Here is a 15,004-nt window from a genome sequence, read left to right as displayed (position 1 = left end):
GAAAGATTCACCGCTCCCGTTGAGGCTCGCCGGCTACGGTCTTTGCTGCCTCGACTTCGAGCATCAGCTTGCCGTCCTCTTCCACGAGCTTCGGCTGGTACACGTGCGGTTTGCGCTTGTAGCTCAGGTAGGCGATGCAGCCATTGGCCGCCGCCATTTTCTCGAGCATGATTTCCGACCCCGGCACCAGGAGTTGGCCCAGGGTGAGACCTACGGTATTTTCCTGGCCCACTTCATCGCCGAGGGCGGTGGTGTCACGCTCTTCGATGATCCGCTTGGCACATACCCAGCGGCCCCAGACGCCCTTGCTTTCCAGGAGTGTGGGCTGCTGGTTGACCGGGACAGTCGCAGCGAAATAGCGCGTGTTGAAGCGGTGGTGGGCAAAATCCGGGCTGAGCCAATTGACGAGGGGCTTCAGCAGGTCCGTCCGCAGGGACAGCCCACGTTTGGCAAGGACGTCCGCGAACGACGTTTCCTGGTTCGCCACCGATTCACGGGCCCGCATCCATTCCGGCGTCGACGTTGCTTCAACAGTGGTGGAAAGGTCCGGACCCGCCAACAGCACCCCGGTTTCCTCGAAAAGTTCGCGGATGGCCCCCACAATGTGGCGGCGGGCGAGTCCGACGTCGTCCGTCCCCATCTGCTCGGCCCAATGCTGTGGTGAGGGTCCAAGCCAGCCGAGGGGGTCGTCGTCGGAGGTATCAAGGGACCCGCCGGGGAAGGCGAGCACACCCAGAGGGGAAGACCCCGGGCGATAGCCCAGCCAGGTCTCCAACCCCGTGGGTGAATCCCGAAGCAGGACAACAGATGAGGCGAGACGCGGAGCACGTGGTGTCCGCTCGCCATGTTCGAGCCAGCTGCGTGCTGCCCCCTCAAGTTCCGGGGGCAACACAAACAGGCGACGGGCTAACTGAGGCAAAGGGAACGACCGGCCTTAGGCGAACTCGGCAATCAGGTCCACTTCAACCGGAGAGTCAAGGGGAAGGACTGAAACGCCGACGGCGGCGCGTGCGTGTTGCCCGGCGTCGCCAAGGACTTTGCCCAGCAGTTCGGAGGCACCATTGATGACCCCCGGCTGCCCGCTGAAGGACGGGTCTGACGAGACGTAGCCGACAACTTTGACGATCCGCGTGATGCGGTCAAGGTCACCGATGACGCTCTTGACGGCGGCCAGCGCGTTGACGGCGCACACCGCAGCGTAGTACTTGGCGTCTTCAGGGGAGACTGTCGGCTCGTCGGCATACCCTTCCGAACCGGTGGACACTTTGCCCGTAGCTTCGAGTTTGCCCTTAATAAAGGGCAGCTGGCCCGATGTGTAAACGTGGTTACCGGAAATCACTGCCGGGACGTAGGCAGCCACCGGGGCAGCCACCTCGGGCAGGGTCAGTCCCAGCTCGGCGAGTCGTTGCTCGACGGCGGATGCAGGTGCGTCAGACGCCGCAGCGTCGGTGTTTGCGGGGCTTGTCATGCTACTGCTTCTCCCTTTTAAGGTAGGCAACCAGACCGTTGCCTTCAGGACCCGGAACAACTTGGACCAGCTCCCAGCCGTCGTCTCCCCACTGGTCAAGAATCTGCTTTGTGGCGTGAATAATGAGCGGAATCGTGGCGTACTCCCATTTGGTCATGAGAGAAAGACTAGTCCTACCCGCTAAAGTGGAAAACATGGCGACTGGTAAGAACCCTTTATTTGACACGGCCACTACCCTCGGAAAGATCCTCGGATTCCTGGGTGTGAGTGCCATTTGTGGTGTCCTGGTGGCAGGTTTGCTAGTTCCGGCCGCAGCCGTTTCGGGCAGCACAGCCAGCGGATCCATCGAGTTCTTTGACACTCTTCCGGCCGAATTGCAGGTGGACCCGCCGAGCCAGTCCACCAAAATTCTTGCGGCCGATGGCAGTGTCATTGCCACGCTTTTTGACGAGAACCGTACCCGCGTATCGCTGGACCAGATGTCGCCATACATCAAAGAAGCGGTCATAGCGGTTGAGGACAGCCGGTTCTATGACCACGGAGGGGTGGACACCACCGGTATTCTCCGCGCCCTCGTCAGTACCGCCCGGGGAAACAAGCAAGGTGCTTCAACCATCACCCAGCAGTACGTCAACAACGTCCTGAACTCCAACCTCGCCGCCGAAGGCAAGGAAGCGGACATCAAGCTCAACGGCGTCAACAAGGGCGTTGGGGACAAACTCCGTGAAATGAAGCTTGCCATCGCCCTGGAGAAAAAATTCACCAAGGAGCAGATCCTTGAGGGTTACCTCAACATCGTCTTTTTCAACAGGGATGCGTACGGCATCGAAGCCGCGTCGAAGCTCTTCTTCAGCACCTCCGCGAAGGATTTGAACCTCCCGCAGGCCGCTCTTCTGGCCGGCGTCGTGAACAGCCCTTCGTTCTACGATCCCATCGCCAATCCGGAGAACGCGAAAACTCGCCGCGACCTGGTCCTGAACCTTATGCTCTCCCATGGCAAGATCAACCAGGCCGAACATGACGCCGCCATTGCCACCCCGGTGGAAACCAAGGTCACTCCTGCCCGCCAGGGTTGCGCCTACGCCGCCACCGCACCGTACTTCTGTGACTATGTGCTCCACCTCCTGCTGAATGATCCGGCCTACGGCGCCGACCCCGACGAACGGTGGAACAAGATCTACCGCGGCGGGCTGACCATCACCACCACGCTGGATCCCAACGCCCAGGCAATTGCGCAGGCACAGGTTGACACTACGGCTGGGGCCAACCCGGACAAATGGGGGTCGGCCTTGGTGTCGGTGCAACCCAACACGGGCAAGATCATCAACATGGCTCAGAACACCACGTGGTTACCGTCCGATGGAAAGTTCGACACCAACATCAACTTCAACGTCGACAAGCAGGATGCTAACGGCAACGACCTCAACGGCTTGGGTGGTGCACAGCCCGGCTCTACCATGAAACCGTTTACCTTTGCTGAATATCTCAACGAGGGCAACTCGATGAACACGGTCCTGAACGGTGCCGTCCGCAAATACCCACAGAACTTCCCGTGGAGGAACACCTGCCCCACGCCTACCACGGGCTGGTATGACAGCAACGTTGCCGACAGCACCGATCTGCAGAACGCCGAGCCGGGCTATTACCGCAGCATGACCGTCCTGGATGGGCTTGCCAACTCCATCAACACCATGACCTTCGCAACTGCGGCAAGAGTAGACCTGTGCGGGATCCAGAAGGTGGTGGATGCTGTGGGCATCCACCAGGGACTTCCAAGCCCCGATGGTCGTCCGAACCCGCAAATCCCTATGACCACCATCAGCAACCTCCTTGGTGCAACACAGACGGCACCCTTGACGATGGCCAGCGCCTTCGCCACCTTCGCCAATGACGGCAAGTACTGCGCACCGATCGCCATAACCGCCGTTACCGACCAGACCGGCGCCCAACTCCCTGCTCAATCCACCAATTGCCGTGACGCCCTCAAACCGGAGGTTGCCCGCGGTGTGAACTACGCCTTGCAGGAGGTCCTAAACCGAGGCTCGGGTTCGCTGATTCAACCGCGAATTTCTACCCGGACCAACTTCCCCATCGCTGCCAAGACCGGTACGTCGAACAACAACGGCTCCACCTGGGTAGTGGGTCACACTACGGGCCTCGCGACAGCGGCCTGGTTCGGCGATCCGCTGGGCAGCCAGCAGCGTCCCGGCCAAAACGTTACCGTCAACGGCAAGTTCTACCAGGGAATCGACGGTTACATGATTGCCGGGCCGATGTTCTCCCAGTACATGGCTCAGGTGGCCCCTGCCTATGGGACCAACCCGTTCCCGGCACCGCCGTCCAACCTGGTCAGCGGGCCCGCTCCCCGTCCGTCCATCCAAAGCACCACTCCGGCCCAGGCGCCCACCCAGGCCCCCGCTCCGGCCCCAGGGTCGGACGACAAGGGCCGCGGGAACGGATAGCCCGACGATGGCCAATTTCTCCGCAGTGGCAGACCGCGCCCGCGCCGTCGGGCGCGGTTTTGCCGTCACAACCGCTGTCGCGGTTACTGCAGGGCTCGCCGCCGCAGGTTACGGGATGTGGGAAAAGAACCAGTTTGAGCTGCGCGAAGAAACGCTGCCGATCCTCCCCAACGGCTACGGCCCTTTTCGCATCCTCCACCTCAGCGACATCCACTTCATCCCCGGCCAGAATCTCAAAGCGGATTGGCTGCGGTCTTTGGCAGCCTTGAAACCCGATCTGGTGGTCAACACAGGCGACAACCTCAGCCACGTGAAGGGCGTCGATCCCCTCCTCGAAGCACTGCAGCCGCTGATGGAATTCCCCGGGGTTTTTGTCCCGGGCTCCAACGACTATTTCGCCCCGCGGCTGAAAAACCCGGCCATGTATCTCCTCCGGCCCTCCCAAGCGGAGCGGAAACCGTTGGAGCTTGATTGGCCGCGGCTGCGTGCAGGCTTCGGTATGGGCGGCTGGGTGGACCTGACCAACCGCGCCCAGTCCCTGGTACTCAAAGGACTCCGCTTCGATTTCTCCGGGGTCGACGATCCCCACCTTGGCCTGGAACGGTACGCCGGCTGGCCCCGCGGCACCAAGAACCAGGACATCACGCCGCATCTCCGCGTGGGCGTGATCCATGCCCCCTACCAGCGCGTCCTGGACCACTTCACCGAGGACGGCGCCGATCTCCTCTTGGCGGGCCATACCCACGGCGGGCAAATCTGCATCCCCGGCTACGGCGCGCTTGTGGCCAACTGCGACCTCCCCACCTGGCGGGCAAAAGGCCTCAACGACTGGAACAGCAACGGAAGTACGACGCCGGTAAACGTTTCGGGAGGCATCGGCACCTCACGCTTCGCACCGGTCCGGATCGCCTGCCGCCCGGAAGCCGTGCTGCTCACGCTTACTGCAAAGGGTTAGCAAGCCCTCGGACGCCAGCATTGCGTATTGCAATAACTGCCTAAGCCCGGAGTCTCTCCTGGAATTCCGTGAAACGTCTGTGGCCATGGAATAAGGTAGTTGCTACGGGACACCACATACGCAGTTGAGCGCTAAGAAGCGGGCATGACCAAGCAGACCTCATTCTTCCAATCCATCAGCCGTCTCTATCCCCATATGAAGCCCATTCTCCCAAGGCTTTTTATGGGGCTTCTTTGTGCTCTTTTGGCCAGCGTCGTGGCTTTGGCCATTCCGCAAGTACTCCGCGTGCTGGTCAATGAATCGCTCCAGCCGGGCGGAGCCGGGGAGTCCGTGCTGATGGCCTCGCTGACCATACTTGTGCTCGGTATCGCCGAGGCCGGACTCGTTGCCCTGCGCCGGCAGTTTGTCATCAACCCCGCCACCACGGTGGAAACCCGGATGCGGATCTCGCTCTACCACCACCTGCAGGACCTTCCTGTTGCCTTCCACGACCGCTGGGGTTCCGGACAGTTGCTCTCCCGCTCCATGACGGACCTGAACTTCCTCCGCCGCTGGATGGCTTTCGGCGCCATCATGCTGGTGGTGACCACCCTGACTGTGGTGATCGGCGTCGTCGTGATGTTTACCATGAGCTGGCAGCTGGCCCTGATCTTCCTCTGTGCCGCCCTGCCCATCATGATTTATGGCTTCCGGTTCCGTACGAGCTTCAGCAAGGTCACCCGGCAAAGCCAGGACCAGGCCGGGGACCTCGCCACAACGGTGGAGGAGTCGGTGCACGGCATCCGCGTTCTGAAGGCCTTTGGCAGGAGCCGGGAAGCGCTGGAGAACTTCAATGAGCAGGCTGAGGTGCTGCGGCAGACGGAAATCGCCAAGGCAAAGCACCAGGCCACCTTCACCATGGTGGTCACGCTGCTCCCCGAACTTGCCCTTGGTGCCGGGCTGGTGGTTGGGGTAATGCTGGCGGCAAGCGGCGAGCTGAGCATCGGTGCCCTGGTGGCATTCTTTGCCACCGCAGCTGTGGTCGCGGCGCCCGTGGAGTTCTCAGGGATGCTCCTTGCCATGGCCCTCACCGCTAAGACCGCTGTGGACCGGCATTTCGAAGTCATGGATTCGGTCAACACCATCACCACCCCCGAGACGCCCCGGAAGCCGCAAGAGGTAAAGGGCGCGCTGACTTTCAACAACGCTTCCTTCGCGTTTGAGGATGCACCCGAACACCCCATCCTTCGCGGCATCACTCTGGACGTCAGGCCCGGCGAAACCCTGGCATTGGTGGGCATTACCGGCAGCGGGAAGAGTGCCATGCTTCAGCTGGTGCCACGCCTCTATGACGTTACGGACGGCTCCATCACCATCGACGGCGTTGATCTTCGCGATTTCGACGTCGAAGAGCTCCGGCGCATTGTAGGCATGGCTTTCGAGGACACCACTCTGTTTTCCAGCTCAGTCCGGGACAACGTACTGCTCGGGGCCTCGGAGCGGACCGAGGAACTCCTCCACGAGTCGCTGGACGTCGCCCAGGCCCACTTCGCCTACTCCCTTCCGGATGGCGTGGACACGCTGATCGGAGAGGAAGGGCTCAGCCTGTCAGGCGGCCAGCGCCAGCGGATCGCCCTGGCCCGGGCAATCGCGGCCAAGCCCAAAGTCCTGGTGCTCGATGACCCCTTGTCCGCCCTGGATGTCCACACCGAAGAGCTCGTGGAAGCAAGGCTCCGGGAAGTCCTCGCCGATACAACGACGCTGATCGTGGCGCACCGCCCGTCCACTGTCGCACTGGCGGACCGGGTGGCTCTGCTGGAGAACGGCCGCATCACCGCCGTCGGAACCCATACGGAACTGCTCGCTGCCAACGACCATTACCGGTACGTGATTGCGAACCTGGTCGCTGAACCCCGGGATCTCGACTCCGAGCTGTCGGAACTCGACGCCGAGGCCGAGGAGATATCCCGATGACCACCACCACGTTCGGTACAGCCAACGAGGACAACGCCTTCCTCAGCAAAAGCGACAGCAGGACTGTCCGAAGGCGATCTCTTGCGCTGCTCGGGTCCCTCATCCGTCCGGTCCGGCTCCGGTTCTGGCTCACTCTGGCCACCGTAATCCTGTCCCAGCTTGCGAGGGTCTCGGGGCCGGTCCTGATCGCTTTCGGCATCGACCATGCACTACCGGCCTTACGTGCCGGGGACAATGTCCCCCTGATGCTGACCGGCGTCGCCTATTTGGCGGCTGCGATCACGACGGCGGCCCTCACCGCGCTGTATGTCACGTCGACGGCGAAACTGAGCCAGGCGATGCTCCTTGACCTGCGGCTGAGGGTGTTCCGGCACACCCAGCGTCTCAGCCTCGAGTTCCACGAAAAGTACACCTCCGGCCGCATCATTGCCCGGCAGACTTCCGATCTGGAAGCCCTGAGGGAACTCCTTGATTCCGGCGTGAGCTCCCTGGCCTCAGGAATGCTGTTCATGGTGTTCACAGCCGTCACGGTGTTCGCCCTCGACTGGCGAAGCGGCCTGATCCTGCTGGCTGCAGGCGTCCCGATGTACTTCCTGTCCCGCTGGTACCAGAAGCACTCCCAGATTGTCTTCCGGGAATCCCGGGTGGTGTCGGCAAGGCTGATCGTTCATTTTGTGGAATCCATGACCGGGATCCGTGCCGTCAAGGCCTTCCGCAAGGAAAAGGAGAACGCCCAGCGGTACACCGACCTCTCCGAGAACTACCGCAAGGTCACTGTGCGCTCCATCAATCTCAATGGCATTTTCCAGCCGGGCCTGGTGCTGATCGGCAACGTCTGCGTGGCGGTCGTCCTGCTCTTCGGCGGGTTCCGGGTTCTGGGCGGTGATCTCGAAGTGGGCGTCCTGCTGGCCTTGATGCTGTCCGCCAAGCGCTTCTTCCAGCCGGTGGACCAGATGGCCATGTTCTACAACTCCTTCCAAAGCGCACAGGCAGCCCTCGAAAAGGTCTCGGGTCTCCTGGAGGAAGTCCCCACGGTCCGTCCACCCAAGAACCCTGTACCGCTCAAGGACGCACGCGGCACTATCGCCTTCAAGGGAGTGGAATTCCGGTACGGCGACGGCCCTGTCATCATTCCCAGACTCGACCTCCACATCCCCGCCGGGCAGACGGTGGCTCTGGTGGGCCAGACCGGTGCAGGAAAATCAACCTTCGCCAAGCTGATCGCCAGGTTTTACGATGTGTCCTCCGGAACGCTCACTCTGGACGGAGTGGACCTCCGGGATCTGAGCACCACAGATCTTCGCCGGAACGTTGTGATGGTGACACAGGAAGCCTTCCTCTTCAGCGGCTCCGTGGCGGACAACATCGCGTTGGGACGGCCGGAGGCCTCGCGGGCGGAAATTGAGGAAGCGGCCAAGGCTGTTGGCGCCCACGAGTTCATCATGGAACTGCCCGAGGGATACGACACCGACGTCAACAAGCGGGGCGGCAGGGTCTCGTCAGGCCAGCGCCAGCTCATCAGCTTTGCCCGCGCTTTCCTGGCGAAGCCGGCTGTCCTGATCCTCGACGAGGCAACGTCGTCGCTCGACGTCCCCTCAGAGCGGTTGGTGCAGCAGGGCCTGGCCGGCCTTCTGGAAGGGGTTGCCGGCAAGGAGTCCGGCCGCACCGCGCTCATCATCGCCCACCGCCTCTCCACGGTGGAGACGGCCGACCGCGTCCTGGTCATCCACGACGGCCGAGTGGTGGAAGACGGCAGTCCCGAGGAACTGATCAGTGGCGGCGGGCGCTTCGCCCAGCTCCATGGAGCATGGAAGGACTCGCTGGTTTGAGTCCGGTTCCAGGGGCGGCGCGGGGAGTCCGGTGATTTCGCATCCGGTGCTCCGATCCGCTATTCTTGTAAAGTTGCTTTTGCAGCGGATCGGGATGTAGCGCAGCTTGGTAGCGCGCTTCGTTCGGGACGAAGAGGTCGCAGGTTCAAATCCTGTCATCCCGACCAAACAGTAAGAGGGTCTTCCAGTCGGAAGGCCCTCTTTCGCGTATCCAGGCCGTTTTCCCTGCGACGTGAGTGGACCTGATTCTCAAGCCGGCTTAAAGTCTCGAGCCCCGGGTTCAGCACTTGGCATGAACCCGGGGCTCTGGATGGTCCCTTTCGGGCTGACGTCTTTTTACATTGGATCAGGCCAGTTGCCGATGCCCATAGGAGCGAACGTGCCCCCGATTGCCTGGGGTGTGCTCATGGGGTCCGGCCAGTTGCCGATCGCTACGATCGAGGACTCAGCGGGGGCGGCCGACACGACGGCTGGAGCAGCAAACGCGAAAGCCACTGCCCCGGCCATGGCAACGGAAGCAGCAATCTTCTTCAACATGGATGTTCCTCAATACGAGTTGGATTCGTTACAAAGTCTGCGCAGGGCTTGTTGACATACATTGTAAAATGTTTTCCACAGAGACTGTCAAGCATTTCCTTTAAGACTGTCCAAAATGAGGAGGAACCGGTGGGGAACGGATTCGGCGAGAAGCTCCGTGCGGAGCGTCTCGAACGGGGGCTGACTCAAGCCGAACTCGGGAAGGACCTCTACTCCCCCAGTTACATTTCCCTGCTGGAAACCGGCCGGCGTGAGCCTACGGCCGACGTCATTGAAGAGCTGGCGAGGCGACTGGAAATGGCTCCCAAAGCCCTCGAAGCCTGGAGCCAGCCGGTATCCATCAGCGACGCCGAGTACGTTCTGGCCGGCCTGTATGCCCGGCAGGCCTGGGATCTGAGAGACTATCCGCTTGCCGCGAGCCACGCTGCGACCGCCGCACAAATAGCCCTCGAAGGCCGGAACACCAGCGCCTGGTGGAACATGACTTACATGCAGGCCGAGTGCCTCATGAAACAGGGTCAGTTGGCCGAATGCCAGAAAATCATCCAGCACCTTTTGGAGCATCCCATGGCCTCCGAGTCGGTAGGCCTGGGCGTCAGGGCACGGCAGATGCTCGCCGCAGTGTGCCACGGCCAAGGCCAGCTCACTATCGCCGTCGAGCATGCGCAGGAAGCCGTAAGGCTCTGTGAGCAACTGCCTCAGGGATCCACGTTGATCATCGGTGCGATGCGCGCGCTGATCGGCGCGCTGGCTGAAAGCGGCAGGCTTGAGGAGGCCTGGAAATACTGCCAGCTCATGAACGAGCAAACGGACGAAAATTCCATGTCCCAACTTGCCGGCGAGGTGGCCTGGGTGATCGGAAACGTGGCGTTTATGCGCCACGACTACCCGGAAGGGATCAAGCACCACGAACGCGCCGCCAGATTGCTCTCGCCGGCGAACGACATTGAACTTTGGGCACGGTTCAACAAAGCCTCAGCGGCAGTCCGCCTGTCCTCCGGCATTGTAGAGCCCGAAACCTTATCCGCTATCGAGCGTGCCGAACTGGCGCTCTCGATTGTGGGAGGCAACAAGACGGACCATCTCGAGGTTGCGTTCATCCGGGCCCGCTGGCTCTACCTCACCGGCGATATCGTGGCAGCCGTCAACAAGCTCCGCGAGATCCACGCGGAACGCAAGGCACTGGGCAAGCACACGGCCGGCGAAGTGTCCCTCCTGCTGGGGAAGTCGCTCAAGGTAGCGGGCGAGCCCGCGGAGGCTTTGGAGCACCTGGAAGAGGCGCGGAAAGAATTCAGCTCGGCCGGAGCTTCGGACCGCCTGCAGCAGGCCATGGACGCCATTCTGGAAATCAAACTCGCCGAACGCCGCGCTGCTGCGGCGTCCGGCGGTTCAGCTGACACTGCGGGCTGAGACCTGCCTGCTGGAGCGGTCCTCCGTGAGCAGGGCTTAGGCGAACTTCCGGCCTGTGAGCTTCTCGTAAGCCTCCACGTAGCGGCCGCGCGTGCGGTCCACCACCTCGGCCGGAAGCGCGGGTGGCGGTGTGTCCGAAGCCCTGTCCCAGCCGGATTCCGGAGACGTCAGCCAGTCGCGGACGTACTGCTTGTCAAAGGAGGGCTGCGCCTTTCCGGGTTCGTACGTGGCGGCATCCCAGAAACGCGAAGAGTCAGGGGTCAGCACCTCGTCCCCGAGAGTAATGGTTCCGGTGACCACATCGAATCCGAACTCCACCTTGGTGTCGGCGAGGATGATGCCACGTCCGCGTGCCACTTCTTCGGCCCGGCTGTAGATTTTCAGCGTGAGCTCACGCAAGCGCTCGGCAACGTCCACGCCCACCATGTCCACCACGGCTTCATAAGTGATGTTCTCGTCGTGCTCCCCAACCTCTGCCTTGGCAGACGGAGTGAAGATCGGTGCTTCGAGGCGGGAACCGTCCACGAGGCCCTCGGGCAGCGGAATGCTGCACACGGTGCGGGACTGCTTGTACTCGGCCAAACCTGAACCTGTGAGATATCCGCGGGCGATGCACTCCACCGGGAACATGTCCAGTTTTTTGCAAATCATGGCCCGCCCCTCAACAGCTGCAGGGACGCCGCCTTCCACAGTGGACGCGAGGACGTGGTGCTCCACGTCAAGCTGCTCAAACCACCAGAGACTCAGCTGCGTAAGGATGCGTCCCTTGTCCGGGATTTCACTGCTGAGGACGTGATCGAAGGCGCTGATACGGTCGCTGGCCACCACCAGAACGCAGTCCTGGTGGAGCTGATCCTTGATGGCTTCATCAAGGGGTACGTAGAGATCCCGCACCTTTCCGGAGTACACGTGCTTCCAGCCCGGCAGCTGCGGGGCCTGGGTCTGGAGCCCTCCGGCCTGTGTTCCGGGCGCGTTCAAATCCACCATGCTCATGCCTTTGCCTTGGAGGCTGCCTGGACCCCTGAAGCGGCTACGCGAATCTCGCCCCGGGCTGCCTTGCGGCCGATGTCCGTCCGGAACTGTGAGCCTTCCAGCTGAACCAGCTCCACGCCGTCGTACGCGCGTTCCCGCGCCTCCACAAGGTCGGTTCCCAGCGCGACGACGGCGAGCACCCGGCCGCCTGCGGAGATGACCTTGCCGTCGTCGTCGAGAGCGGTCCCTGCATGGATGACGTGCACGCCTTCGAGCTCTTCGACCTTCTTGAGCCCACGGATACGGTCACCGGTGCGCGGGGTGTCGGGATAGTTTTCAGAAGCGACGACGACGGCCACCGCGGTTTCCTTGGCCCAGCGCAGCTCTTCTGCCTTGTCCAGTTCACCCTTGGCGGCGGCGAGCAAGAGGGACCCGAGGGGCGTCTTCAGCCGGGCCAGTACAGCCTGGGTTTCCGGATCGCCGAAACGAACGTTGAATTCGATGACACGGGTGCCGCGGGAAGTCAGAGCGAGCCCGACGAAGAGGACACCAACAAAGGGCGTGCCACGGGCGGCCATCTCGTTGACAGTGGGCTGTGCCACCCTGTCGATGACCTCCTGCACCAGGCCTTCAGGTGCCCAATCCAGCGGTGTGTAGGCTCCCATTCCACCGGTGTTGGGGCCTTCGTCGTTGTCGAAAATGCGCTTGAAGTCCTGCGCCGGGGAAAGCGCCACAGTGTTGTGGCCGTCGCACAGGACAAAGACCGAAACTTCCGGGCCGTCCAGGAACTCCTCGATAACTACGGTTCCGCCGGCGTCGAAGCAGCTTTGGGCATGGGCGAGCGCGGCGTTGCGGTCGTGAGTAACCACCACTCCCTTGCCTGCGGCAAGTCCGTCGTCCTTCACCACGTAGGGGGCCCCGAACGTATCAAGGGCGGCTTCGGCTTCCTCGGCGTTGGCGGCAACCAAAGCCATGGCTGTCGGAACGCCGGCCTCGGCCATGACCTGCTTGGCAAAGGCCTTGGACGCTTCCAGCTGTGCGGCGGCCTTGCTGGGGCCGAATACGGGAATGCCGGCGGCACGTACGGCGTCGGACACCCCGGCGGCCAGCGGTGCTTCGGGGCCGACCACCACGAGGTCGGCAGTCAGGCGCGTGGCCAGAGCGGCGACAGCGTCAGGATCATTGGCGTCGATCGCGTGCGTTGGAACCAGCTTGCTGATGCCGGCGTTGCCCGGAGCCGCGTGGACTTCGGAGACGTTGGGGTCTGCAAGCAGGGAGCGGACAATGGCGTGTTCGCGGCCACCAGGGCCAATGACGAGTACCTTCACAGTCTCCAAGGGTACTTTGTGGACCCGGTGCACTCCTAAGCCATGACCTTCGGAACCCAAGCTTTTGGCGGGCAAGGGCGCCTGCCCGGGACCGCTCCGGTGCGTATCAGCACGTGGTCAGGGGGTGCGGTAGAGCTCGGAGATCAGGGCCAGTCCCCGCTCCGCCCAGGCAATTTCGTGTTCCGCGCGGGCAACAAGCGGCCGAGAAAATCTGCTGCTGCGTCTCCCGCGTCGCTTCAATTAGCGGCGTGGGCGGAGCCGTTCAGGGCCCAGAACAGGGGCTGCCGAGCATCGTCATCGAGGTTCCCTAGCCCGTTCCGCCCCTTCCCGGCTGAAGGTCCACCCTTCCCGCCCAGTTACCTCGGCGAAGCCCCCGTAATTCGCGGCGTTTCTTCCGGGACACGCGGCTTTGGACTAGGTAACTGGGCGGGACCGCCACGGCCGGACAATCCGCGGGGCGAGCGGCTACGAACGAAGGGTATGAAGAACCTCAGATCCCGCTTGGGAAGCCCCGCGGCACTGGCTGCCCTGGCTGGAATGGCCGCGGCCGCCGTCGTCCTTTCCGTTGCGGAACTGGCGGGTGCCTTCTTCACAGCCCGCGCCACACCGCTTATCGCTTTGGGATCGACCTTCATCGACTTCACCCCGCCCTGGATGAAGGACTTTGCCATTGCCACGTTCGGCACCAACGACAAGGCTGCCCTGTTCGTTGGAATGGGCCTCACCATCACAGTGCTCGCCGGGATCCTGGGCATTGTGGCATACCGCAGGTGGGTTCTGGGCGTGACCGGTGTCCTGCTGATGGGCGCGGTGATTGTGGCCAGCGTTGTCACGCGCGCCGGAGTGAAACCCCTCGACGCCCTCCCGACCCTTTTTGGCACGATCGCAGGACTGGTGGTGCTGAGACTCCTGATGAGGCAGCTATGGGGGATGAAAACCTGGCCGGAAGCGCCTGCCGACCTTGCCGCGAAGGGGACCGCGCGCGTGCCTTCCACCCGGCGGGCTTTCTTCGCGGCGACGGGGATCACCGCTGCAGCTTCGGTCATGGCCACAGCTGGTGGCCGCCTACTGGGTGCCGCCCGGAGCAACATCGCGCAGGCCAGGCAGTCGCTGCAACTTCCCAAACCGGCGACGGCGGCTCCCGCAGTTCCAGCGGGCGTCCAATCTGCTGTTCCGGGAGTCACTCCGTGGATCACGGCCAACAACGATTTCTACCGGATTGATACGGCCCTCAGCGTTCCGGAAATCAATGTGGAGGACTGGGAACTCCGGGTCCATGGCCTCGTGGAACAGGAGGTTCGGCTGACGTTCCAGGACCTGCTCGACGCCGAATTGATCGAGTCCCATGTGACCCTTACCTGTGTGTCCAATCCCCTGGGCGGCAACCTGGCCGGAAACGCCAAGTGGCTGGGAGTGCCTCTTCGGGATGTGCTGAAGATGGCGCGCCCCCAGCCCGGAGCGGACATGGTGCTCTCGACGTCGGAGGACGGTTTCAGCGCGTCCACCCCTTTGGAGGTCCTGCAGGATGACCGCGACGCCATGCTGGCCATCGCCATGAACGGAGAGCCCTTGCCGCTGGAGCATGGCTACCCTGTCCGGATGGTGGTGCCGGGGTTGTACGGTTTCGTGTCCGCCACGAAGTGGGTGGTGGATCTTGAGATCACCCGTTTCGCCGACAGCAAGGCTTACTGGACGCAGCGTGGGTGGTCGGAACGGGGCCCCATCAAGACCATGGCGCGGGTGGAAGTGCCCAGGTCCTTTGCCAAGGTCCCCGCAGGCCGGGTGGCAATCGGCGGCACGGCGTGGGCACAGACGAGGGGAATCACGAAGGTCGAAGTCCAGATCGACAACGAAGATTGGGCCGAGGCCGTGCTCTCCACTGAGGCATCCGTGATTACGTGGCGGCAATGGTCTTTTGATTGGGAAGCCACTCCCGGCCCGCACTACATCAAGGTCCGGGCCACCGACGGAAGCGGTGAGGTGCAGACGGACCAGCGGGCGGACCCGGTGCCCGACGGCGCGTCCGGCTGGCAATCGGTTATGGTCACGGTCGAATAGCCGGGTATTCGCAGGCCTGCGCCCTAGACTTT

The 15,004-nt window shown here is 62.6% G+C and carries 12 protein-coding genes and 1 tRNA gene; 7 read left to right on the top strand and 6 right to left on the bottom strand.

Features of this window, described 5'->3' with window-relative positions:
• Window positions 1-7 precede the first annotated feature (7 nt).
• The 3 genes from M1E05_RS04830 to M1E05_RS04820 are packed head-to-tail and all read right to left on the bottom strand — an operon-like array spanning window position 8 to window position 1,625.
• Entirely contained in the window at window positions 8-919 is a 912-nt protein-coding gene (locus M1E05_RS04830) for an NUDIX hydrolase (RefSeq protein WP_458111903.1), read from the bottom strand.
• A 15-nt stretch (window positions 920-934) separates the two neighbouring features.
• Complete coding sequence (locus M1E05_RS04825; RefSeq protein ID WP_458111904.1) at window positions 935-1,468, bottom strand: RidA family protein; 534 nt, start codon at window positions 1,466-1,468, stop codon at window positions 935-937.
• Window position 1,469: 1 nt separating this feature from the next.
• Complete coding sequence (locus tag M1E05_RS04820) at window positions 1,470-1,625, bottom strand: DUF4177 domain-containing protein (protein ID WP_144671455.1); 156 nt, start codon at window positions 1,623-1,625, stop codon at window positions 1,470-1,472.
• A 37-nt stretch (window positions 1,626-1,662) separates the two neighbouring features.
• On the opposite strand from M1E05_RS04820, the gene M1E05_RS04815 reads away from it, so the two are divergent.
• The 5 genes from M1E05_RS04815 (at window position 1,663) to M1E05_RS04795 (ending at window position 8,834) form a co-directional block, all read left to right on the top strand.
• Entirely contained in the window at window positions 1,663-3,930 is a 2,268-nt protein-coding gene (locus M1E05_RS04815) for a transglycosylase domain-containing protein (RefSeq protein WP_458111905.1), read from the top strand.
• A 7-nt stretch (window positions 3,931-3,937) separates the two neighbouring features.
• Window positions 3,938-4,885 (top strand): metallophosphoesterase, encoded by a 948-nt coding sequence (locus M1E05_RS04810; protein WP_461164618.1) that lies wholly within the window; start codon window positions 3,938-3,940, stop codon window positions 4,883-4,885.
• 144 nt (window positions 4,886-5,029) lie between these two features.
• Entirely contained in the window at window positions 5,030-6,838 is a 1,809-nt protein-coding gene (locus M1E05_RS04805) for an ABC transporter ATP-binding protein (protein WP_461164617.1), read from the top strand.
• Window positions 6,835-8,667 (top strand): ABC transporter ATP-binding protein, encoded by a 1,833-nt coding sequence (locus M1E05_RS04800; RefSeq protein ID WP_461164616.1) that lies wholly within the window; start codon window positions 6,835-6,837, stop codon window positions 8,665-8,667. Before M1E05_RS04805 ends, M1E05_RS04800 begins: the two co-directional genes overlap by 4 nt.
• A gap of 90 nt (window positions 8,668-8,757) precedes the next feature.
• A tRNA-Pro gene (locus M1E05_RS04795) sits at window positions 8,758-8,834 on the top strand.
• A gap of 169 nt (window positions 8,835-9,003) precedes the next feature.
• On the opposite strand, the gene M1E05_RS04790 is transcribed toward M1E05_RS04795, so the two are convergent.
• On the bottom strand, window positions 9,004-9,204 hold the full coding sequence (locus M1E05_RS04790) for a hypothetical protein (RefSeq protein WP_458111909.1): 201 nt from the start codon (window positions 9,202-9,204) through the stop codon (window positions 9,004-9,006).
• 129 nt (window positions 9,205-9,333) lie between these two features.
• Between M1E05_RS04790 and M1E05_RS04785 the strand changes: the two genes are divergently transcribed.
• Window positions 9,334-10,614, top strand: a complete 1,281-nt coding sequence (locus M1E05_RS04785) for a helix-turn-helix domain-containing protein (RefSeq protein ID WP_458111910.1) — start codon at window positions 9,334-9,336, stop codon at window positions 10,612-10,614.
• A gap of 36 nt (window positions 10,615-10,650) precedes the next feature.
• Here M1E05_RS04785 and M1E05_RS04780 read toward each other — a convergent pair whose 3' ends face one another.
• Both M1E05_RS04780 and purD read right to left on the bottom strand, forming a co-directional pair.
• Window positions 10,651-11,601: a phosphoribosylaminoimidazolesuccinocarboxamide synthase gene (locus M1E05_RS04780; RefSeq protein ID WP_458111911.1), complete on the bottom strand. Its 951-nt coding sequence runs from the start codon at window positions 11,599-11,601 to the stop codon at window positions 10,651-10,653.
• 2 nt (window positions 11,602-11,603) lie between these two features.
• Window positions 11,604-12,914, bottom strand: a complete 1,311-nt coding sequence (purD, locus tag M1E05_RS04775; protein WP_458111912.1) for a phosphoribosylamine--glycine ligase — start codon at window positions 12,912-12,914, stop codon at window positions 11,604-11,606.
• A 480-nt stretch (window positions 12,915-13,394) separates the two neighbouring features.
• Between purD and M1E05_RS04770 the strand changes: the two genes are divergently transcribed.
• Entirely contained in the window at window positions 13,395-14,972 is a 1,578-nt protein-coding gene (locus tag M1E05_RS04770; RefSeq protein ID WP_461164615.1) for a molybdopterin-dependent oxidoreductase, read from the top strand.
• Window positions 14,973-15,004 lie beyond the last annotated feature (32 nt).

The organism is Arthrobacter sp. R4-81, assembly GCF_054792365.1.
This window is presented reverse-complemented; position numbering and strand designations above follow the sequence as displayed.